The sequence below is a fragment of the Pseudomonas syringae group sp. J309-1 genome (genome assembly GCF_032582135.1).
Lineage (GTDB): Bacteria > Pseudomonadota > Gammaproteobacteria > Pseudomonadales > Pseudomonadaceae > Aquipseudomonas > Aquipseudomonas quasicaspiana.
Genome location: NZ_JAWHNU010000029.1, coordinates 12,802 through 33,821, shown reverse-complemented (window position 1 = coordinate 33,821; position 21,020 = coordinate 12,802). Strand labels below are relative to the sequence as shown.

The 21,020-nt window shown below is 57.6% G+C and carries 18 protein-coding genes; 12 read left to right on the top strand and 6 right to left on the bottom strand.

Annotation, left to right across the window (positions count from 1 at the left end):
- Positions 1–367: 367 nt before the first annotated feature.
- A complete protein-coding gene (locus RX972_RS16485; RefSeq protein ID WP_231677423.1) occupies positions 368–805 on the bottom strand; it encodes a hypothetical protein in 438 nt (145 codons plus the stop codon).
- A gap of 110 nt (positions 806–915) precedes the next feature.
- On the opposite strand from RX972_RS16485, the gene RX972_RS16480 reads away from it, so the two are divergent.
- Positions 916–1,356 carry a universal stress protein gene (locus RX972_RS16480; RefSeq protein WP_027900624.1) on the top strand — a complete coding sequence of 147 codons (441 nt, stop codon included), beginning with the start codon at positions 916–918 and terminating at the stop codon, positions 1,354–1,356.
- 222 nt (positions 1,357–1,578) lie between these two features.
- Here RX972_RS16480 and RX972_RS16475 read toward each other — a convergent pair whose 3' ends face one another.
- Entirely contained in the window at positions 1,579–3,495 is a 1,917-nt protein-coding gene (locus RX972_RS16475; RefSeq protein ID WP_099269234.1) for an ATP-binding cassette domain-containing protein, read from the bottom strand.
- Positions 3,496–3,710: 215 nt separating this feature from the next.
- Here RX972_RS16475 and RX972_RS16470 point away from each other — a divergent pair, with 215 nt between their 5' ends.
- Both RX972_RS16470 and RX972_RS16465 read left to right on the top strand, forming a co-directional pair.
- Positions 3,711–5,639 carry a transglycosylase SLT domain-containing protein gene (locus tag RX972_RS16470; protein WP_122396562.1) on the top strand — a complete coding sequence of 643 codons (1,929 nt, stop codon included), beginning with the start codon at positions 3,711–3,713 and terminating at the stop codon, positions 5,637–5,639.
- A gap of 398 nt (positions 5,640–6,037) precedes the next feature.
- On the top strand, positions 6,038–7,192 hold the full coding sequence (locus tag RX972_RS16465; protein WP_027898330.1) for a glycerophosphodiester phosphodiesterase: 1,155 nt from the start codon (positions 6,038–6,040) through the stop codon (positions 7,190–7,192).
- A 19-nt stretch (positions 7,193–7,211) separates the two neighbouring features.
- Here the strand turns inward: RX972_RS16465 and RX972_RS16460 are convergent, their stop codons facing one another.
- A complete protein-coding gene (locus RX972_RS16460; RefSeq protein ID WP_316877134.1) occupies positions 7,212–8,228 on the bottom strand; it encodes a LacI family DNA-binding transcriptional regulator in 1,017 nt (338 codons plus the stop codon).
- A 272-nt stretch (positions 8,229–8,500) separates the two neighbouring features.
- Here RX972_RS16460 and RX972_RS16455 point away from each other — a divergent pair, with 272 nt between their 5' ends.
- The 6 genes from RX972_RS16455 to RX972_RS16430 all read left to right on the top strand — a co-directional run bounded on the left by RX972_RS16455 (position 8,501) and on the right by RX972_RS16430 (position 13,533).
- Complete coding sequence (locus RX972_RS16455; RefSeq protein ID WP_316877168.1) at positions 8,501–8,995, top strand: gluconokinase; 495 nt, start codon at positions 8,501–8,503, stop codon at positions 8,993–8,995.
- Between the two features lie 111 nt (positions 8,996–9,106).
- On the top strand, positions 9,107–10,459 hold the full coding sequence (locus tag RX972_RS16450) for a GntP family permease (RefSeq protein ID WP_027898327.1): 1,353 nt from the start codon (positions 9,107–9,109) through the stop codon (positions 10,457–10,459).
- A gap of 610 nt (positions 10,460–11,069) precedes the next feature.
- Positions 11,070–11,258, top strand: coding sequence for a carbon storage regulator CsrA (gene csrA / locus RX972_RS16445; RefSeq protein ID WP_002554157.1), 189 nt, complete (start codon positions 11,070–11,072; stop codon positions 11,256–11,258).
- Positions 11,259–11,552: 294 nt separating this feature from the next.
- Entirely contained in the window at positions 11,553–12,305 is a 753-nt protein-coding gene (locus tag RX972_RS16440; protein ID WP_316876952.1) for a hypothetical protein, read from the top strand.
- A complete protein-coding gene (locus RX972_RS16435; RefSeq protein ID WP_099269229.1) occupies positions 12,302–12,709 on the top strand; it encodes a phage holin family protein in 408 nt (135 codons plus the stop codon). Before RX972_RS16440 ends, RX972_RS16435 begins: the two co-directional genes overlap by 4 nt.
- Entirely contained in the window at positions 12,706–13,533 is an 828-nt protein-coding gene (locus tag RX972_RS16430) for a DUF3618 domain-containing protein (protein WP_316876950.1), read from the top strand. The genes RX972_RS16435 and RX972_RS16430 overlap by 4 nt, the downstream gene beginning before the upstream one ends.
- A gap of 212 nt (positions 13,534–13,745) precedes the next feature.
- Here the strand turns inward: RX972_RS16430 and RX972_RS16425 are convergent, their stop codons facing one another.
- Together RX972_RS16425 and RX972_RS16420 are read right to left on the bottom strand one after the other, a co-directional pair.
- The gene (locus RX972_RS16425; protein ID WP_099269227.1) at positions 13,746–13,988 is read right to left on the bottom strand and encodes a DUF465 domain-containing protein; all 243 of its coding nucleotides are present in this window, start codon (positions 13,986–13,988) and stop codon (positions 13,746–13,748) included.
- Between the two features lie 52 nt (positions 13,989–14,040).
- Positions 14,041–14,976, bottom strand: a complete 936-nt coding sequence (locus tag RX972_RS16420) for a ketopantoate reductase family protein (protein ID WP_255878732.1) — start codon at positions 14,974–14,976, stop codon at positions 14,041–14,043.
- Between the two features lie 201 nt (positions 14,977–15,177).
- Between RX972_RS16420 and RX972_RS16415 the strand changes: the two genes are divergently transcribed.
- The 3 genes from RX972_RS16415 (at position 15,178) to RX972_RS16405 (ending at position 19,129) form a co-directional block, all read left to right on the top strand.
- The gene (locus RX972_RS16415) at positions 15,178–15,708 is read left to right on the top strand and encodes a sigma-70 family RNA polymerase sigma factor (protein ID WP_099269225.1); all 531 of its coding nucleotides are present in this window, start codon (positions 15,178–15,180) and stop codon (positions 15,706–15,708) included.
- A complete protein-coding gene (locus RX972_RS16410) occupies positions 15,705–16,643 on the top strand; it encodes a FecR family protein (protein WP_316876947.1) in 939 nt (312 codons plus the stop codon). Before RX972_RS16415 ends, RX972_RS16410 begins: the two co-directional genes overlap by 4 nt.
- A gap of 83 nt (positions 16,644–16,726) precedes the next feature.
- Entirely contained in the window at positions 16,727–19,129 is a 2,403-nt protein-coding gene (locus tag RX972_RS16405; RefSeq protein WP_316876945.1) for a TonB-dependent siderophore receptor, read from the top strand.
- 249 nt (positions 19,130–19,378) lie between these two features.
- On the opposite strand, the gene RX972_RS16400 is transcribed toward RX972_RS16405, so the two are convergent.
- Positions 19,379–20,806, bottom strand: coding sequence for a hypothetical protein (locus RX972_RS16400; RefSeq protein WP_027898317.1), 1,428 nt, complete (start codon positions 20,804–20,806; stop codon positions 19,379–19,381).
- Between the last annotated feature and the right edge of the window lie 214 nt (positions 20,807–21,020).

Here is a 21,020-nt window from a genome sequence, read left to right as displayed (position 1 = left end):
CGACGAATCACCGACAAATGCGGGTCATCCCCTAAAGCATCGCACGCCCAGGAGCCCTCAAGCCGAGCGTGATCAGCCTCTATTCACTGTGTTTATCGGCAAAAAGTGAACACTTGCGAATGCCTGTTTTTGCACCACATAGGGTCACGCATAAAAATAAATACAAGAAAGCGCGACAAATGAGAGCAAAGCGTCTACATTCAGCGCACGACAGCACGATGTGAAGTTTTCCATATCCGTCGAGGCTTTCGTCACCCGCTTTGGGCATTGCACCGCAAAGCGCCACAGAATTACCGGCCTGCCTGGCCAACCCGAGCCCGATGTTGTTATCGGGCTTTTTAATGCCTGAAATTTGATGCTGTGAACGCTATGCCAGCGCTTTCAGCACTGCAGCAATACGCTGCAACACCTCTGCTTCGCCCTTCTCGCCCCAATACAAGGTGATCATCTGCTGGTCCGCTTCGACCTTGTAGACGTCCGCCGGCAGGGTATTGAAGTGCGCCAGTAACGCAGCGTCCTCGCAAGGCTCACGCCACTGATTGAGCCAGACGCCGGGCTCTGCCTGCCAGTAAGCCCAAACGGAAGGTTTACTGCCGCGTCGGGGCCGATGGTATTGAGCGCAGGGGCTTGGCGGCTCTTTGGCCAGCCAGTGCGGCCAGTCCTGAGCCGACAACTGCATCGCAAGCCCCATCCGCCGTGCCTCCATCCGTAGGGCCATTCTGCCGCCCTGCTGACGGGACGGTCGCAGCCAGACCAAAGGGCTAAGCATTACGCCAACGATTGACAGAATTATCCAGAACGTCATATTGCTTGCTGCCTTTTTATCCGCTTACCCAAAGATGAAAATAATGGCCTGCCCAGATCGGGCTGAAAGAGCCATACTGAATGCATCGCAACCTTAAGGAGGACTTCCTCATGAAATATGAACACGTTCTGGTCGCCGTTGACCTGACTGACGAGTGCAACCCTGTCCTTTCCCGCGGTCGCGAAATTGCCGAGCGCAACGGGGCCAAATTGTCACTGGTTCATATCGTCGAGCCGATGGCCATGGCTTTCGGCGGCGACGTGCCGATGGATCTCTCGCAACTTCAGCAGCAGCAGTTTGATCAAGCCAAGGAGAAGCTTGCCGCACTGAAGTCTCAGTATCCAGATACTCACATTGGTGAAGCGCATCTGGTCTATGGCCAGCCTCGCCAGGAAATCCATGAGTTGGCGATCAAGGAAAAATGCGACCTGATCGTCGTGGGCAGTCATGGCCGTCATGGCCTGGCCTTGTTGCTTGGCTCAACAGCTAACGACGTACTGCATGGCGCACCCTGTGATGTACTCGCAGTCCGCCTGAAAAAGGCGGAGTGATTCAACGACAGGATTAGTAAGCGCACTCCCCGTCCATGACAAAACGCTGTCTCGCTATCGACATTGGACTGTAGGAGCTGCCGAAGGCTGCGATGGCGGTGTGTCAGGTTGAACGCTTCGCAGCCTTCGGCAGCTCCTACGGAGAGCGCATATCAATTCAGTGGCTTGCCACACAATAAAAAGCCCGGATCACTGATCCGGGCTTTTTATTGGCCTTGAGTATCAGGCGTCCAGCTCGGCCCATCGCTCTAGCAAACCGTCCAGTTCAGCCTGACGGTTTTCCAGTTGCGCCAGTACCGCAGCCGTTTGTTCCGCAGGACGCTGATAGAAGCCAGGCTCGGCCATTTCAGCAGTTAGGGCAGCGATCTGCGACTCGACTTCATCGATCTGCTCAGGCAGTGCTTCCAGCTCGCGCTGCAGCTTGTAGCTGAGTTTCTTCTTGGCGCTCGCCACCGGCATTTCCTTGGCTTCAACCGGCGCAGCTTCTACCACTGCCGTGGCCAATTCAGCCTTGCCCGACTTGGAGTCAGTCACACCCAACAGTTTTGGCGAGCCGCCCTGACGCAACCAGTCCTGATAACCACCGACGTATTCGCGGACCTTGCCTTCGCCTTCGAAAACCAGGGTGCTGGTCACCACGTTATCGAGGAATGCCCGATCGTGGCTCACCATCAGTACGGTGCCCTTGAAGGTCAACAGCACCTCTTCAAGCAACTCCAGGGTTTCCACGTCCAGGTCGTTGGTTGGCTCGTCGAGAACCAGCAGGTTGGCTGGCTTGCTGAACAGCTTGGCCAACAACAGACGCGCACGCTCACCACCTGACAACGCCTTGACCGGCGTACGGGCACGTTGCGGGCTGAACAGGAAGTCGCCCAGATAGCTCAGTACGTGACGACTCTGACCATCAATATCAATGAAATCGCGACCTTCAGCGACGTTATCGATCACGGTTTTCTCGAGGTCCAACTGGTGACGCAACTGGTCGAAGTAAGCCACGTCCAGACGCGTGCCGACATCTACCGAGCCGCTGGTTGGCTGCAGGTTGTCGAGCATCAGCTTGAGCAGCGTGGTCTTGCCGGTACCGTTGGCACCCAGCAGACCGATGCGGTCTTCGCGCTGCAGGACCATGGAGAAGTCCTTGATCAGCATAGGGCCACCCGGGTGGGCAAAGCTGACGTTGTCCAGAACCATGACCTGTTTGCCGGACTTGTCGGCCGTATCCAGCTGGATATTCGCCTTGCCGGTACGCTCGCGACGGTCGCTGCGCTCAACGCGTAACGCCTTGAGTGCACGCACACGACCTTCGTTACGGGTACGACGGGCCTTGATGCCCTGACGGATCCAGACTTCTTCCTGGGCAAGCCGCTTGTCGAACAGCGCGTTGGCCGTTTCTTCTGCCGCCAGCACGGCTTCCTTGTGAACCAGGAAGCTGGCGTAGTCGCCGTTCCAGTCGATCAGACCGCCACGGTCCAGCTCGAGGATGCGCGTTGCGAGGTTTTGCAGGAAAGAACGGTCGTGCGTAATAAACAGCACGGCGCCCTGAAATTCCTTGAGGGCGTCTTCCAGCCAGGCAATCGCACCGATGTCCAGGTGGTTGGTTGGCTCGTCGAGCAGCAACAGATCCGGTTCGGAAACCAGCGCCTGGGCCAGCAAGACACGACGACGCCAGCCACCGGACAACTCGGCAAGAGTCTTGTCGGCGGGCAATTGCAGGCGGCTCAGGGTGCTGTCGACCAGTTGCTGCAAGCGCCAGCCATCGCGGGCTTCAAGGTCTTGCTGAACATGCATCAGCTTGTTCAGGTCTTCCTCGGTAACGCAGTTCTGCGCAAGGTGGTGATACTCGGCCAGCAAGGCGCCCACACCGTCCAGACCTTCAGCGACCACGTCGAACACTGTCCGGTCGTCGGCTACTGGCAATTCCTGAGGCAATTCACCGATTTTCAGGCCCGGCGCGCGCCAGACTGCGCCGTCATCAGGCTTTTGTACGCCCTTGACCAGCTTCAACATGCTGGACTTGCCAGTACCGTTACGACCGATGATGCACACCCGCTCACCACGGGCGATCTGCCAGGATACCTTGTCCAACAACGGCATAGCGCCGAACGCAAGGGACACATCGCTGAATTTGAGCAGGGTCATGAGCTTCTCCAAAAACCGGGGGCGCATTCTACCTGAGATAGAAGCCATATGTCGGGTTTCAATGACAAGCGCGCTGTCTGGAATGCGCAACAACGCACCTTGAGTCGTCCTCATTTGTTTCCAGTTGCGAACCCTCGGTCCGCAACGCTTTCAACCGGAGCTGGCAAAAGGCTAAGCTAGCGATACTTTTCACGATTCATCTGCTCGGAAGTCTCATGCGCAGTCGCTTGTTCAGCCTTTTTTCCTGCATGCTCCTCTCTGCTACTGCGGCTCAAACTGTCTACGCCGCAGATCTCAATCAACAGCGTCAGTATTACGATGTGGCCAAAAGCGCATTGGCCAAGGGCGATACCGGCCCCTATCGGGCTTATGCCGCAGCACTCGCGGATTATCCGCTGGAGCCGTATCTGGCTTACGACGAGCTCACTGCCCGCTTGAAGACCGCGAGCAATCCGGAAATCGAGAAGTTTCTCGCCGAGCACGGCGACCTGCCGCAAGCCAACTGGATGAAGTTGCGCTGGTTGCGCTGGCTTGCCGAACGAGGCGACTGGGCAACCTTCGTCAAGTATTACGACCCGAAGATGAACTTCGTGGAACTCGACTGCCTGTATGGCCAGTACTTGCTGGGGCATGGCAAAAAGGCCGAGGGTTACGCCAGCGCCGAAAAGCTCTGGATGACAGGCAAAAGTTTGCCCGCTGCGTGTGACGGTTTCTTTGCCCAATGGGCCGCAGACGGCCAGCTCCCGGAGCAGAAGCGCTGGCAGCGGGCCAAGCTCGCAGCCCAGGCTGGTAACTATCCGCTGGCAACCACACTGGTCAACAGCCTCAACAGCCTTGCACCCCAGGGCAAGCTGCTGCTGGAAATTGCTAAAAAACCGGAGATGCTCAACAACCCGGCACAGTTCGCCCCCGTGGATGAAGCGATGTCTGACGTGGTTGGCCTCGGACTGCGCCGACTGGCCAAGCAAGATCCGCAGAAAGCCATGGAGATGCTCGATGGTTACTCCGCCAAGATGCACTTCTCTCATGAAGAGCAAGTGCAGATCGCCAAGGAGATCGGCCTCACTCTGGCACGCCGTTACGACGGTCGCGCTCTGGAGGTCATGACCAAATACGACCCGGACCTGCGCGACAACACGGTCACCGAATGGCGCTTGCGCCTGTTGCTGCGCCTCGGTCGCTGGGAAGATGCCTACGAACTCAGCCGTCGCCTGCCCAAAGACCTGGCCGAAACCAATCGCTGGCGCTACTGGGAAGCCCGCTCGCTGGAGCTGGCTCAACCACACAGTCCTCTGATTCCGGCACTCTACAAAGACGTGGCCAAGGAACGTGATTTCTATGGTTTCCTGGCGGCCGACCGGACCCAAAGCGCTTATCAGATCAACAACAAGCCGCTGGTACTAAGCCAGGCGTTGATCAATAAGGTTCGCAATACACCGGGCGTTCGCCGCGCGCTGGAGTTCCATGCACGCGGGCAGATCGTCGATGGTCGTCGCGAGTGGTACCACGTCAGCCGCCACTTCAACCGTGATGAAATGGTTGCCCAGGCTAAACTGGCCTACGACCTGAAATGGTACTTCCCAGCCATTCGTACCATCAGCCAGGCGCAGTACTGGGATGATCTGGATATCCGCTTCCCGATGGCGCATCGCGATACGCTGGTTCGTGAAGCCAACGTTCGCGGCCTGCATTCCAGTTGGGTTTTTGCGATCACGCGACAGGAAAGCGCCTTCATGGACGATGCCCGTTCCGGCGTTGGTGCCAGTGGCCTGATGCAACTGATGCCCGCTACCGCCAAGGAAACTGCGCGCAAATTCAGCATCCCGCTGGCTTCGCCACAACAGGTACTGGACCCGGATAAAAATATCCAGCTGGGCGCAGCCTATCTGAGCCAGGTCCATGCCCAGTTCAATGGCAACCGGGTGCTCGCCTCCGCTGCTTATAACGCAGGCCCCGGCCGCGTAAGACAGTGGCTCAAGGGTGCCAATCACCTGGCCTTTGATGTGTGGGTAGAAAGCATCCCGTTCGACGAAACCCGTCAGTACGTGCAGAACGTGCTGTCCTACTCGGTGATCTACGGCCAGAAGCTCAACTCGCCACAACCGCTGGTGGACTGGCATGAGCGGTTCTTTGATGATCTGTAAGTAACCACTGCAATACCCGATGCCAGTCAGCTCACCTGACTGGCATTTTTGTTTGTGATGCCGACTTCATTGCGCTGCAACAAAAGGCTGATCAACTGGTGCCTGATTCTGGACCTCACAGCTTCCGCATATATAACCCGCTCACCCTGTAGGAGCTCACGAGCACCGCGAGGCAGCGATAGCGTCCTGTCTGATACACCGCTATCGCGGCCTCGCGGTGCTCGTGCGCTCCTACAGAAAAAGCGGAATCGTCAGCTTCGCTAACGACATCAACAGTCACAGAACGACGCAGCACTTGCCGGGTCAACCAGAGGCTGCTAAAGCTCTGCATCAGGTTTTGCAGACCATGATCGACCTCATCGTCAACGATCACAAAAAGAAGGATTATCGAGACCATGCTGAAAGGAATTTCAAAAACGCTGCTCTTCAAGACGCCCTTGAGCAGCCTTCTGACCGGCAGCGTGCTGGCAGGCTTGATGATGGCCTCAGCGCCAGCTGTCTCGGCCGAGCCACCTGGCAAGGCACTGAGCGCGAAAATCGGCCTGCCCTGGCCTGCGGTGATTGCCCACCGCGGCGCGTCCTATGACGCCCCCGAAGAAACCATTCCCGCCTACACAGTGGCGCGGGATCAGGGCGCGGACTATCTGGAAATGGATATTCAGCGCACCAAGGATGGCGTATTGATCGCCCTGCACGATGACACGCTGGAGCGCACGACCAACATCGCGCAAGTCTTCCCCAAGCGAGTCAAAGATCCGCTGAACACCTTTACCCTCGAAGAGATCAAGCAACTGGATGCCGGCAGCTGGTTCAACAAGGCTCACCCGGACCGCGCACGTGAGGCTTACGCCGGTCTGCAGATCCTGACGCTGGAGGAAGTGATTGATATCGCAGAAGGCGGCAAAAACAAGCCCGGGCTGTACATCGAAACCAAAGCGCCGAGCCAGTTTCCCGGCATCGAAGCGGACCTCAAGAAAGTACTCGCCAAACGCGGCTGGCTCAGTAGCCGCCCCGCTGCCGCCGCCGGTTATGTAAACGTTGCGCACATGCCCGGTCGCGTTGTTCTGCAAACGTTCGAGAAGCCAAGCCTGGTGCTGCTGCAGAAAGAAATGCCACAAGTGCCGAAAGTATTGCTGCTGTGGATCGGCAAAGGCTCCATCGAACCCGAGTCCGACGTCGCCTTCGCAGACTCCGGCGCCAAAGACAAAGCCACTTATTACGGCGCGCAGAAACCGAAAACCCAGGAAGAATTTGTTGCCTGGGTCGACTGGGCCAAGGCGCATGGCGCAATCGGTACCGGTCCGTCAGCGAAGCTCACCAACGGCGGCGACCAGAGCTACATGGACCTGGTCAAACCGTGGATGAACAACGTGGCGCACGAAAGAGGCATGGTGGTGCACCCCTACACGGTGGATGAGGAAGTTGATTTCAAACAGATCAGTCATGACGGCGTCGATGGCTTCTTCACCAATCGCACCTCTGAACTGCTGAAGTTCTACGGTCGTCCGGCCAAAGAAAGCCTGGATACCATCCTCAAACGCAACGGTTACTGATCCGCCCCGGAGCTCTTGCTCAAGAGCTCTCCCGCACGACCAGCTCAAACCCCAGGTCTACCTGGGGTTTCTGAGCGACACCATCGATCAACCCCAACAGCAATTGAGCAGCACGCTGCCCGACTTCCTCACGAGGTGTGCGAATAGAAGTCAACCGCGGGACCATGTGCGCCGACCCTGGCAGATCATTGAAGCCCACCAGCGACACGCGCCCGGGAATCTCGATACCGCGACGCAACGCCTCAAGCGCCGCGCCCTGGGCAAGGTCATCGTTGCAGAAGAACACCCCATCCACGTCGGCATGCTGCGTCATCAATTGCATGAACAACTCACCTCCCAGACCGATGGAAGACGGTTGCGGCGTCATCACTTGCAGGGCTGGATCGTAAAGCCCCTGCTCTTCCAGCACCTGACGAAACCCTTCACCCCGCTGCATCACGCGCGGATCGAGTTGCGCAGCGATATACGCCAGCCGTTTGCGTCCGCGTCCCAGTAAATGACGCGCCGCCTCGGCACCGGCCTGAATCTGCGAAAACCCGACGCAATACGCGCCGCGCACAGTGTCCAGCTCCATCATGTGCACGCAAGGGACTCCGCTCGCAGCCAACAGCTGGCGCAATGCCGGCGTGTGATCGAAACCGGTAAGCAGCAACCCTCGTGGTCGATTCACCAGATGGTTGCGCAGCAAGTTCTCTTCTTCTTCCGGGGAGTAATGGTAGTTGCCGATCACCACATCCAGGCCACGGGTGCGCAGTACGTTCTGGATCGCTTCCAGCGTCTCGATGAACAGCTGGTTCGACAGTGACGGCACCAGCACCACAACGGTCTGGCTCTGGGACGAAGCCAGCGCTCGCGCTGCCGGGTTAGCGACATAACCCAGGTCGAGCGCCGCCGCGCGGACTCGTTCTACTGACTCGGGCGTAACGGTACTGACACCCCGCAACGCGCGGGATGCCGTGATGGGTGAAACGCCCGCCTGACGAGCAACTTCGTTCAGGGTAGGACGGCCAGTCGAGCGGGAACCAATGCGTGTCATTCGTTGCCAACTACACAGGGATAAACATCGGGGGTTGCCAAAGGCGGTGGATGGGCTCTAAGGTAGCGCTGTCTCGTGGACCCTGCCAATGCTTTCAGTCATTTTATTGACTTCGAGTAACGTCCGATGAAGACCGATTCATTCAAAACAATGACAAGAACTGGAACCAGCTCTTGCTGTACTTATGTCCAAGTCGACAAAGACAGCGCTGTCTCCAGCTAAGGTGGCCTACTGTGACAACTGCGAACTCTGCTATTTCCGCTCTCGTGATCATGGGCGTTTCGGGCTGCGGCAAGAGCGCCGTCGGTGCCGAGATTGCCGCCAAGAGCGGAGGCCGCCTGATCGAAGGCGACGCCTTTCATCCCCCCGCCAACATCAAGAAGATGAGCGACGGCCACCCACTCAACGACGAAGACCGTGCCGGGTGGCTCGAAACGCTGGGTAAAGAAATGGCCGCAGCGTTGAGTAATGGCGAACACCCCGTCCTCACTTGCTCATCTCTGAAACTGATTTACCGCGAACGCCTGCGCAACGCTGTGCCTGGTCTAGGCTTTGTATTTCTGGAACTGACCAAGGAGGTGGCGGTTGATCGCTGCTCCCATCGCCCCGGTCACTTCATGCCAGCCAGCCTGGTTGACAGCCAGTTCGCAACGCTGGAACCACCTTACGGTGAAGATCGTACGTTGGTCGTTGATGCTGGTAATGCGTCTATAGACGAGATCAGCACTCAAGCAGCGAACTGGTGGAAAGCGTCGAAAGCCAGCTAAAGGCGTGGGCGCGAAAGACAGCGCTGTCTTGCACATAAATGTGCTGAAAATGTGGAACGACAGCGTTTAGCCGAAGCTCCATAAACAATAAAGATAACCGGAGAGACACCCATGTTCGGTATGACACACGAGACGTACCTGTTGGTCGATGCGGTGGTTACGATCATCGGCCTGATTCTGCTGATCACCAAATTCAAGGTTCACCCTTTCGTCGCACTGACGATTGCCGCAGGCTTCCTTGGCCTGACGTCCGGCATGCCGGTGGAAAAAGTCATGAAAGCCTTCCAGGACGGCTTCGGCGGTGTACTGGGCTTCGTCGGTATCATCCTTGGCCTGGGCACCATGCTCGGCAAGCTGATGGCGGACTCCGGTGGCGCTGATCAGATCGCACAGACGCTGATCCGCTCGTTCGGCAAGCAGCGCGTGCATTGGGCGATGATGTTTGCCGCCTTTCTGGTAGGCATCCCGCTGTTCTTCGAGATCGGCTTCGTTCTGTTGATTCCGCTGGTGTACATCGTTGCTCGTCGTACCGGCGTGTCGATCGTCAAGATCGGCATCCCGTTGCTCGCGGGCCTGTCCGCCGTTCACGGTCTGGTTCCGCCACACCCGGGTCCGCTGTTGGCCATCGGGATCTTCGGCGCTGATATCGGCAAAACTATTTTCTACGGCCTGTTGGTGGCGCTGCCTACGGCAATCATCGCCGGTCCTGTCTACGGTAAGTGGATTTCCAAATACGTACCGGGCACGCCTTCGCAGGAGTTGATGGAGCAGATTGGCAAAGAGTCGAGCGCGACCAACTTGCCAAGTTTTGGCATCACGCTGGTCACCATCCTGCTGCCCGTGTTCCTGATGTTGCTCAAGACCTTCGCTGATGTGGTGCTGCCCGAAGGCAACACCTTCCGCATCTGGATGGACTTCATCGGCCACCCGATCACCGCCCTGCTCGCGGCCTTGCTGCTAGCCTTTTACACCTTCGGTTCAGCGCGTGGTTTTGATCGCACTAAAATCATGAAATTGCTGGATCAAAGCCTGACGCCGGTCGCTGCTATCGTACTGATCGTAGGTGCGGGCGGTGGCTTCAAGCAGATGCTGGTAGCCAGCGGCGTGGGCGACCTGATCGGTAACATGGCAGTGCAGGCGCAGATCAACCCGATCATGCTGGCCTGGCTGGTCGCTGCAGTGATTCGTATTGCGACGGGTTCGGCGACGGTGGCAACGATTACCGGTGCGGGCATCGTGGCTCCGGTGATTGGTCTGATCCCGGGCGTTAACCGTGAGTTGCTGGTGTTGGCGACGGGTGCAGGTTCGTTGATTCTTTCCCACGTGAACGACGCCGGTTTCTGGCTGGTGAAGCAGTATTTCAATATGACAGTGGCCGAGACGTTCAAAACCTGGACGGTCATGGAAACCATTCTGTCGGTGGTCGGCTTGATCTTCATCATGCTGTTGTCGATGGTGATCTGATCCAGCACTACTGTTGATGAGCCGGTTCACTCAATGCACGCAATTGAGTGAACCGGGCCATCAAGCGTGTGATGTATAAATTCTTCCTCTTACTGCCTGAACAGCCGCAACGCCTCCCACCCCAATCAGCCCACGTTTACTTCTCGTGGAGCCCAGTTATGTTGTATGACGCAAATCCCCTCTCAAGATCAGACCCATCCGACCAGGCCCGCCCTTCCGTCCTACGTGTCATGTCGCGATTTCGATCAATATTTTCAGAAGAGTCCAGCGCATCTCTTAAGTAACGCCTACGCTGATAGGCAATCAGGGATGTGCCGTAGCAAGGCGTAATCTGTTGCGTGAAAACGCTGCCGATCGGGTACATGCTTCACGCATTGAACAGAAAGGTGTCCAGATGCGTAGCTAAATACGGGCTTTTGCTCACAAAAACAGGCAGAATTGGCGCGCTCATCGGGTCGGTAACCGCTCTTGATGACAGAAAAATGTACCGAGGGAATTAAATTCACACCTGTAACGTCATATTGATGGACGCATTTGGATGTACTCGGCAACTATTACTACGCAAAGGCACACGCCAGCCTCCTGCTGAGAGGCCATCAAGGAAACGATTATGTTGATACTCACCCGCAAAGTAGGCGAAAGCATAAACATTGGTGACGAGATTACCGTCACGATTCTGGGCGTTCAGGGCCTTCAGGTACGCCTGGGCATCAACGCACCGAAAAATGTTTCTGTGCATCGCGAAGAAATCTACAAACGCATTCAGGCAGAACTTGCCCCGAACCAAGACCCACAATGACCTGATCGTTACCTCCCCGCATTCAAAGCGACCCGCCTGGAATTGGGCGAGTTGGCTACGGCGTCTTCGGACGCCGTTTTTTATGCCTGGTGTATTTGCCCCCCATCCCTTGCAAAGGTCACAACGCCGCCCGGCATGTGGCTATTTGCCGCTGACGACCACTTGTCCGCCACCCAGAACTCCTGCCGAAAAACTTCACTCAACCCCCTGAACACAGGATCGATGCAAAGCCCGTAGTCAGTAGTGAGCCAAGCACGCTCTTCATTCTCATGAATAGCAAAGACGGTGACTAACATGGACACAACGTCGCAAAATCCGGCCGGCTCCACTGACCAGAACAATGATCCACCACAAGACCATCTGCGCAACCTGCAAGAAGATGCCCTGGCAGCCGTTGCCAGCGCCAAAGAGCATGGCTCGGCCCAGTTCGAACAGTATCGCGACACGGCTGTCGACCAGATCGAAAACCTTGCCCATAGCGCACAAACGGCGGCCGAGCAGATGCAGGACGGTGACACGCTGGGGCTGTCTCATTACGTCACCGACCTCGCCCAGAACATGACCACTCTGGCCGGTAATCTGCGTGGTAAAAGCATTGATGAACTGCTGCAACAGGCGGGCAAACTGGCACGGGATAATCCGGCCTTGTTTGTTAGCGGCAGCGTTGCACTAGGCTTCGGTCTGTCACGCTTCCTCAAGGCATCTAACTCAGGACAGCCACAGGGCGAAACCCAGACCTCCAGTCCGGCTCAGCCACCCACCGGGTCAACAGGCACACAACCGGTACGGCCAGACGACGAATTGGGTAGCAATTATCAGTCGGAGTCCAGCCCGATTGTTGAGGCTGATCACGTGCCTCCCGTCAAACATGCGCACATGGGCGATGTTTACCACAGCGGTAGGCCCGGCATAGTCGACCGCGGCGCAACGCCTGATGCGGCGGCGGGTTCATCGGTACCAGGTGTGCCTGATGGGAGTCTGTTCGATGACGACTTGCCTGCAGATGCGCAAACCAGAGAAGGCCAGTCCCGGGGAGATGTGTCATGAGCATTCCTCCCAACACACCGCCGGAAGGCGATACCTCAGCGCTCGGTCTGATTCGCCAGTTGGCGCACGAAGTCCCTGCATTGCTCAGTAAAGAACTGGCACTGGCCAAAGCTGAAGCCCGGGAGTCCATCACAGCGGCAAAAGCCGGTATTGCAGCGGTGGGCGGCGGCGCGGTGGTCATGCTGGCCGGGCTGGTGATTGTGCTGCTGGCGGCAGTTTATGCCCTGGCCAATATCATGCAGCCATGGCTTGCCGCCTTGATCGTCGGAGTGATCGCCATGGTGGTCGGCTTCATCATGATCCAGTCCGGCAAGAAGCAATTCGACGCGTCAAACCTGACGCCAGAGCGCACCGTCAGCTCCCTGCAAAAAGACAAGGACGCCATTCAGAGGAAAGTCTCATGAGCATCGACAGCACTTTCGACACACCCGAAAGATTTGACAATGATTCCTACAAAAGCCCGGAAACCCTGGAACGGGAAATCGACGCACAGCGCTCCAGCATCGGCAATATCGTTGATGCGCTGGAGGGCAAATTCTCACCCGGCCAATTGCTGGACCAGGCATTGAGCTATGGCAAAGGCACAGGCGGTGAGTTCTTCAGCAACCTGGGTAATACCGTGAAAACCAACCCGCTGCCCACAGTACTGACCTCGGTGGGGCTGTTGTGGTTGATGATGGGGCAAAACCGTAGCCCATCGACATCTTCCGGCCCTTCAAGCCTCAACCCTCTGGGCGAGCGCATCAGCGAGATGGCGCACAGCGTGACGGACACCTTCGACAGCGCCAAATCCAGAATCGGGGAAACCGCGCAACGCATGAAAGAAAAAGCCGGACAGGTGTCAGACGACGTCAGTGAAAAACTTTCGGCCACGGGTGAGCGCTTGAATAAAGGCAGCCACGACGCGACTGATTCCCTGCGTGAACAAAGCCGCAAAGCTCAATCAGGCCTCACTTACATGTTGCGCGAACAGCCACTGGCGTTGGCCGCTATCGGCATTGCGTTAGGCGCGGCTCTGGGAGCAGCCTTGCCTTCGACCGAGCGGGAAAATCAGATGATGGGCCAGGCCAGCGACACCCTGACGGAGAAGGTCAAACAGACCGCCAGCGAAGGCTATGAAAAGGTCGCGCAGGAAGCGAAGGGCATGGTCGATGAGGTGAAATCGGCTTCGTCTGACAGCACGGCTCAGCAGGGTTCGACGGTGGACATGTCTTCCGGGCTGGGTTAGTCGAAATTTGCGGTGCCTGTATCGTCGGAATGCCGCCCAGACCAAGCACCGCTTATCTCCTGTTGGAGCGAGGCTTGCCCGCGAAGAACGATTCCGCGGTGTACCTGAATTACCGCGTCGCGCCATTCGCGGGCAAGCCTCGCTCCAACAGCTAGCGCATCCTTTCCAGGCAGGGCATTAATCCACATCCGGACGATACAGCCGCCAGGTTTTTATTCTGAAACCTCAACACGCTGAACAATCCAGTCCTTGATCGCCAACCTCTTTTCTTTGAGCTTTTTCAATTCTTCATCACCAATCCCGCCAGCAGGACCAGACTCCGCGGCCAGGACCTCGCTATCAATCCGCGCATAATCATCCAGCAATTGATTGAGCTTTTTATCCGCATTGCGGCGCTCGGCCACTTGCTCCCGAGTGAGTTTCAGATCCGCGTATAGATCGTGTTTGACCGGCATGGAACACCTCTCTGACGGCGATGACTCATTGGCGAAAATTCGCCATGGACCGCTACGCTTGCTCACGCAGACGGCGTACTTCGTAAGCCTTCAAATGTGTATAGGCAAAACCCAGTACAGATAATGACGAGGTCAGGCCTTGAGCATCCCGGCGCACCAATAGATCACCCAGTACGTGCTCGACTTCTATCGATGCGCCGCGCTCCATGTCGCGCAACATCGATGCACTCAGCTTCGATCCAGGGGCGGTCAGCATGCTCAGGTAACGCTGACGAACAGCCTCCTGCAATGGGTGGCCCTGAGCGTCAGCGATGCTGCAGCACTCGGCGAACAGCTTCACCACCAGCGCCAGCCCCTGCGCCTCAAGGACATCCCCCAGACTCGCGCGCATGGAACAGGTGATTCCAGCGAGGGTGGCAATGAAACACCACTTGTCCCACATGTCCTGAACAATGTGCTGACTGAAATTCGCTTCGAAACCCGCATCAGCCAAGGCTTCGGCAACTCGCAGAATACGAGGCGTCGACGCGCCATTGAGTTCGCCGAACGACAACTGATGCCGGTCGTTGAGATGCAGAATGCTGCCCAGGGTGCTGCGATCCACGGAAATCAGACACTGGCCGCCCAACACATTGGAGCTGTCGAACCGCTGCGTGAGACGGGTCAGATGCGCCATACCATTAAGCAGCGGCAGGATTGCCGTGTCAGGCCCTACCGCCGACGCAAAGGCGTCCATGGCCGAGTCCAGGTCGTAGGCTTTGCAGCTCAGGACGATCAGGTCATAAGGACCGTCGAGCATGTTACTCAGCACGCATGGCGGCGAGGGGTACAGGATATTGCCTTGGGGGCTGCGGATAATCAGTCCATCGCGTTGCAACTCATCGGCTCGACCCGGCCGCACCAGAAACGAAACGTCGCGCCCCGCCTCCAGTAGTCGCCCACCAAAGTAACCACCAATGGCCCCCGCTCCAACGATCAGAATACGCATTGATATCGACCTCCCGTGACGCTATTGCACACCGAAAACCCGGCTCGCTCAGCGGACTCACAGCGCGGTTAAACGTTGAGCGTAGAAGATGTTCTTGCATGCATCAATAACATGACCCGGCACGGACGCTCATTGGCTGGTTGCATTAGGCATATCTAATCGTCATCATTTGATAATAATTGTCATTAGCACCTTCAAAACATGACTCCCAATGCTCTAAACGCTCAGCAACTGACAAGCCGTAATCGTGTCTTGCGCCAACTGTTCGGTGACCATCACGGCTGGTTGCTTTCACGGTTGCGTGCACGTCTGGGCTGTCGTCATGACGCCGATGATATGGCGGCGGAAACTTTCGCTCAGGTAGTCGCCCTGCCTGATCCGTCCTGCATCAACGAACCCCGCGCCTTGCTGACAACTATCGCCAAACGGTTAGTCTTCGCCACCTGGCGACGTCGGGATCTGGAGCGCGCGTATCTGGAAAGCCTTGCTCAGCAACCTCTGGCTTACGAACCCTCTGCTGAAGAACAGGCCCAGGCGCTGGAAGCACTCAGTGCGCTGGATCAGATTCTGGATGGCCTGTCGCCGATCGGGCGTAGTGCTTTTCTGTATAGCCAGCTGGATCAGCTGACTTATGCCGAAATCGGACAGCGCCTGGGCATCTCGGCGCCACGGGTTCACCAGTACATCGTCAAAGCCTTGAGCCTGTGTTACCTGGCGATGGAAACCCGATGAACAGCAATGACCTGTCGCCCTCCATTAAACAGGCTATTGAATGGGTCGCCCGACAACGTTCAGGACAGATGAGCGAGACTGAGCAGCAGCACTTCAAACAATGGTTGATAAGTAACGAGGAAAACCGCGTTGCCTGGCACACGCTGGAACAGCGACTGGGTACGATTTTTAGCAACCTGCCAGAGGTGTCGCACCAGGCGCTGAGCAAAGCGGGCCGCAGTCGACGTAATCTATTGCGCGGCGCGCTAGGACTGGCAAGCGTTGGCCTGGGCGGCTGGTGGGTACAACGCGCAGGACTACTACCCGGCATGGGTAATGACCTGCAAAGCGGTTTTGCTGAACGCCGTCCATTCGTACTGGAAGACGGCAGCCGCGTCGTGCTCAACGCCCAGAGTCGCGCCGATCTGGTGATGACCAAGAGTCAGCGACGGTTGATCCTGCGCGAAGGCGCACTGAGCATTCGAGTAGCCGCCGACCCGCAGCGCCCGCTGATCGTGCAGACAATCTACGGGGATATCCGCGCATTAGGTACCCGCTTCAGCGTCACTCTTCGCGAGCAAGGTGCACATGTCTGGGTTCAGGAGTCTCGCGTGCAACTGACTTCGCCTTCAGGGGCTCGTCAGGAACTTACCGCCGGTCAGGGTGCGCTCCTGAGTGAAACCGGCGTGCACCTACTGGATCCGCGCCAGGCAGGCGAAGGCGTCTGGGAGGATGGTTTCCTCGAAGTGCATGATCAGCCCCTTGGCGAAGTCATCGAAGCACTGCGGCCTTACCGACGCGGAATCTTGCGCATCAGCCCACAGGCCTCTGGATTGCGGGTAAGCGGCGTGTTCCCGCTGGACAAAAGCGATGAGGCGTTGCGTTCGTTGCAGGAAGTCCTGCCGATCAAGGTCGAGCATCACCTCAACTGGTGGACGCAACTGAGCCTGCGCTGAAAATATTTTCGTCTGCCCCTTAATATCGACCCCGTTCGCGTCACATAGCTGACATCGACTATCCCAGAGGGGAAATTGCTGTCATGCAACGCACACTTCGCCTGACCCTTACGCCATTGACGCTAGCCCTGAGCCTGAGTGCCTTGCACAGCGTGGCGGCACCGGCACAAAGCCCTGCGGCACAACAACAGCTCATTGACTTCGCCCTGCCGGCCGGCCCTCTGGATGCCAGTTTGACAGCCATCGCCCGGCAGAGTGGACGCGGTATCGCGTTTAGTGCGCAGCTGACCCGCGACTTGCGCGCACCCGCGCTCAATGGCCGTTACAGCGTAGAGCAGGCATTGAGTCAGGTCCTGCAAGGTTTACCTTTGCGACTGCGCACTACGGCCAGCGGCACCTTCAGCATTGAGCCGATAGTCGCCAGCCAGGCATTAGAACTGGCGGACATCAACGTCGACGGCCAGGGTTATGGCCAGGACGCATGGGGCCCGACCTACAGCAAAGTGGCAACCAACAGCGCCACTGCCAGCAAGACCGATACACCATTGCGAGAAACGCCGCAGTCTATCTCGGTCATCACGCGCGAAGAACTGACCTCGCGCCAACATGACAGCCTGGCCGACGTGCTCAACTACACCGCGGGGCTGGTCAGCCAACCCAATGGTTACAGCCGGGTCGCCGACGACTATCGATTGCGCGGTTTCGATATCGGCCCGCGCACAGGCGGTGTGCTGCGCGACGGCATGAAAATGCAAAGTACCCAGTTCGAAGGCGGCCAGGAGCCTTACGGACTGGAGCGGGTGGAAGTGCTCAAAGGCGCCTCTTCGGTGCTGTACGGCCAACTCGCGCCGGGCGGCATGGTCAATGCCACCAGCAAACGACCGACACTTGAGCCGTTGCACGAAATCAACGTCGAATATGGCAACAATAACCGCCAGCAGGTTTCAACCGACCACAGCGGCAAGCTCGATGAAGAAGGTCGTTTCAGCTACCGCCTGACCGGCCTTTGGCGAGACAGCGGCACTCAATTCGACGAGATTGACGACGACAAGCAATACATCGCCCCGGCGTTGACCTGGCAAATGGACGACGACACTCGACTGACGCTGCTCGCTACCCATCAACGTACGCAAACCACCCTGACGCCGCCAATCCAGTACAACCTGACCACGTTCAGCGCCACGCCAGGCTACAAGGTGCCGTATGACCTGTTCCCGGGTGAGCCCGACTACGATGATTACGACGGCACCCTGCAAACCTTCGGTTATCTGTTCGAACGGCGGCTGAGCGACAACCTGCAATTGCGTCACGCACTGCGTTATTACGAATCCCGCGCCGACTATGACTACATTACCCTCAACAACAGCCGTATCACCGGGCCGAATCTGTCCAGCCTGTCGCGAACCTACAACTCTCGCGAAGACATCTCCACTGGCTGGACCAGCGACACGAGCGTGCAATGGAATTTCGACAGCGGCCGCTGGCAGCACACACTTCTGGGCGGCGTTGACCTTTATCGCAAGACCTACGACAGCCATCGTTTCAGCGGTACCGCACCGGCGCTGGATCTCGCTAACCCGGTTTACGGCAACCTGCCGCAGGTCAACACCGCTAATGATCGCGGTTCGGATCTGCACAGCGAGCAGTTCGGCGTCTATCTGCAGGAACAGGTCAAGTTCGACGAGCACTGGGTTGCGCTGTTCGGGCTGCGTCAGGACTGGGCCGAAAACAATACTCGCAACTATATCGACGACTCCCGCGCCAAGGTCCGCGATAACAAAACGACGGGGCGTATCGGCCTCGTCTATCTGGCTGACAACGGTCTGGCGCCCTATATTAGCTACAGCCAATCATTCCTGCCCTCGGCCGGAACCGACAGCGACGGCAAAGCTTTCCAGCCTACCGAAGGCGAGCAGTATGAAGTTGGTATTCGCTACCAGCCCCCTGGCCGCGAAATAATGATCAGCGCGGCGGTTTATCAATTGACGCAAAAGAACGTCATCACTTCCATACCCGGCTCTGATTTCGACGAACAAACCGGCAAGGAACGCAGCAAAGGCTTCGAGGTTGAAGCGAAAACACAACTGACTCCGATGCTGGCGCTGAATGCCTCTTACGCGTACACCGACGCGCATGTCATCGCCGATAACGACAAGAGCCTCGAAGGCTCGCGTATTGAGGGCACGCCTTATCACAGCGCCGCACTGTGGCTGGATTACCGTCTTGCCTCGCTCGGTTTGCCCAAAGTGAGCATAGGCTCCGGGGCCCGATACAACGGCACCACGCACACTACGCCCAGCGTCAGCGACCGTAAAATCCCGGCCTACACCTTGTTTGACGCCAAAGTCAGCTACGAGGTGAACGCCAACTGGCTAGTCAGCGTCCGGGCGCAGAACCTGACCAACGAACGCTACATCTACTGCGCCAACTCCTGCCGCTATGGCGACGAACGCAGCGTGGTCAGCTCGGTGAGTTACAAGTGGTAGGTCTTTATCTCCAGAAGTCGTACCGGTGCCCCTGACTCCGCGCTGTCACATAGCAAACGGGTGACCTGTAGGAGCCAACTTGTTGGCGAGACGTCGGACCTGCATCGTCAGAAACCAGGCCTCGCCAACAAGGTCTGCGTTTCAAAGGGCGACAGCTTGGTGTCAGGAAGATCGGGACGGTTCCTGCAGAAATGCATTCCAGACTTTTTCAAAGGAGCCATTGCGGTCTTGAAAAAGAGCCACCTCACCTCAACCCTCCACGCCAAGCAACCCCGGAAATAGAAACGGCAACCCCTCCTCCAGCCGTTGCGTCAGGCTGCGGTTATGGTTTGCCGCTTCCGGGGCGGTGTGTTGTAGACGGGCCATAAGCGCGTCGATTACCGCGCTTGATGCGTCGTTGTGAAACTGCCAGACCCCATAAATCCGCCCATCAAACGATGGTTCGCTGCCCATACGCTCATCTGCCGCAAGTCCCGCGCCGATGCCAAACAAATGCAGACCGTGCAGACGCTGCCCCGAAAGATCCAGTGGGCAGCCCGATAGATCCGAGTCAACACCACCCTTTACCTGACGCAAGGTAATCGCGGTGCCATCCATATGGCTGAAAGCTGGCAGCCGTGGCTGATAGCCCGTGCATTGCACGACAACACTGGACTCCAGTAGCGCTTGAGCGGCCTGCTCACGCTCACCTTCAGCACCGCCCTGAATCTGAAAGGTGTGCGCCCGCACACCGGTTTTACCGACCCGGCTGCGGGCCAACACTTCACGCCCAACGTCCAGCGCCCGATAACGCAGCCCACTGGAACGGTTGACCCGCCCCGACACCGGGCAGACATCGCGCACTGGATGGAAAACATAACCGGCGGCCACCGCCAGTTCAGGACTTTCGTAAAACAGCCGGATGGCAGAGCGATGCACCAGCGTGACCTCTTCGAGGCCCGCAAACTCCAATGCATCGGCGAGATTTTCCAGCATGGAAAAAGCACTGTGGGAACCGCCGACCACGGTAATCCTGCCCGAGCCCGCCAGAGCCGGGGCGAATGCATCACGCAATTGCACGGCGTTCAGGCGCAGCAAATGGTCGGAGCTCATGATGGCGGCCGACGCAGGCAGCAGCAAACCGTCAGCAGCCAGTCCTTCACGCAGGTATTCAGGGTTCTGATGACCGCCGAAGTTCAGCACCAGCGTTCGACTGCGAATGCGGCGGGTACGTCCCTCGTTCTCGACCCAGACCACAAATTCGTCACCGTCCTTGACCACTTCGGTAACAGTCGTGCTGTGCCAGAGCGTTACCCCATAACGCTGGACAATAAAATCCAGTATCAGCCTGGAGGCTTCCCCCAGCAATTCACCAATATCAGACAACTGCGGCGCACTCTGGGCCTGATGCCGAATACGCCAATAGGTCGGTGAGTGCTCCAGCGGCCCGAATACGTCACGCAAAGCAGGATCGCGCAGGCAGTCGAGGAAGACGTCCCCCACAGAGTTGGCCGTGATTTGATAATCACCGAGACTCCCGACACCGGGGGTCGGGCTCGAGTCGACGATGATCAACCCCTCCCGTGCGAGATCCGGCAACGTTCCGCTTTTCAACGCATTGAACAGCAACCCCATGCCCGCAGGTCCTGCCCCCGCTATTACGCAACCGCAGCTGGTTTCCAGATAGTCTCCAAACATGGTGAGGCTCCTTCAAGTGATAGAGGCGCAAGCGTGATCTCACCAGGGCTGGACCCAGTGATTGAGCAGGCAATAGCCTGTTGTTGGCAGAGAAATATTTTCAGGCGCACACAACTGCGTGCCTCGAGCTGAATAGCCGGGGCTGTGATCTTTTATCGGGTACAAATCTGACGGAAAGCGGGATCGTTATCGAAGGGCCAAGCTACCGCAGGGG

Coding starts and splice junctions, on each gene's coding strand:
- RX972_RS16485 (WP_231677423.1), bottom strand. CDS start 805: ATGACGTTCTGGATAATTCTGTCAATCGTTGGCGTAATGCTTAGCCCT.
- RX972_RS16405 (WP_316876945.1), top strand. CDS start 16,727: ATGCAACGCACACTTCGCCTGACCCTTACGCCATTGACGCTAGCCCTG.
- RX972_RS16425 (WP_099269227.1), bottom strand. CDS start 13,988: ATGCCGGTCAAACACGATCTATACGCGGATCTGAAACTCACTCGGGAG.
- RX972_RS16420 (WP_255878732.1), bottom strand. CDS start 14,976: ATGCGTATTCTGATCGTTGGAGCGGGGGCCATTGGTGGTTACTTTGGT.
- RX972_RS16440 (WP_316876952.1), top strand. CDS start 11,553: ATGGACACAACGTCGCAAAATCCGGCCGGCTCCACTGACCAGAACAAT.
- RX972_RS16400 (WP_027898317.1), bottom strand. CDS start 20,806: ATGTTTGGAGACTATCTGGAAACCAGCTGCGGTTGCGTAATAGCGGGG.
- RX972_RS16470 (WP_122396562.1), top strand. CDS start 3,711: ATGCGCAGTCGCTTGTTCAGCCTTTTTTCCTGCATGCTCCTCTCTGCT.
- RX972_RS16410 (WP_316876947.1), top strand. CDS start 15,705: ATGAACAGCAATGACCTGTCGCCCTCCATTAAACAGGCTATTGAATGG.
- RX972_RS16450 (WP_027898327.1), top strand. CDS start 9,107: ATGTTCGGTATGACACACGAGACGTACCTGTTGGTCGATGCGGTGGTT.
- RX972_RS16480 (WP_027900624.1), top strand. CDS start 916: ATGAAATATGAACACGTTCTGGTCGCCGTTGACCTGACTGACGAGTGC.
- RX972_RS16455 (WP_316877168.1), top strand. CDS start 8,501: ATGGGCGTTTCGGGCTGCGGCAAGAGCGCCGTCGGTGCCGAGATTGCC.
- RX972_RS16475 (WP_099269234.1), bottom strand. CDS start 3,495: ATGACCCTGCTCAAATTCAGCGATGTGTCCCTTGCGTTCGGCGCTATG.
- RX972_RS16435 (WP_099269229.1), top strand. CDS start 12,302: ATGAGCATTCCTCCCAACACACCGCCGGAAGGCGATACCTCAGCGCTC.
- csrA (WP_002554157.1), top strand. CDS start 11,070: ATGTTGATACTCACCCGCAAAGTAGGCGAAAGCATAAACATTGGTGAC.
- RX972_RS16460 (WP_316877134.1), bottom strand. CDS start 8,228: ATGACACGCATTGGTTCCCGCTCGACTGGCCGTCCTACCCTGAACGAA.
- RX972_RS16415 (WP_099269225.1), top strand. CDS start 15,178: ATGACTCCCAATGCTCTAAACGCTCAGCAACTGACAAGCCGTAATCGT.
- RX972_RS16430 (WP_316876950.1), top strand. CDS start 12,706: ATGAGCATCGACAGCACTTTCGACACACCCGAAAGATTTGACAATGAT.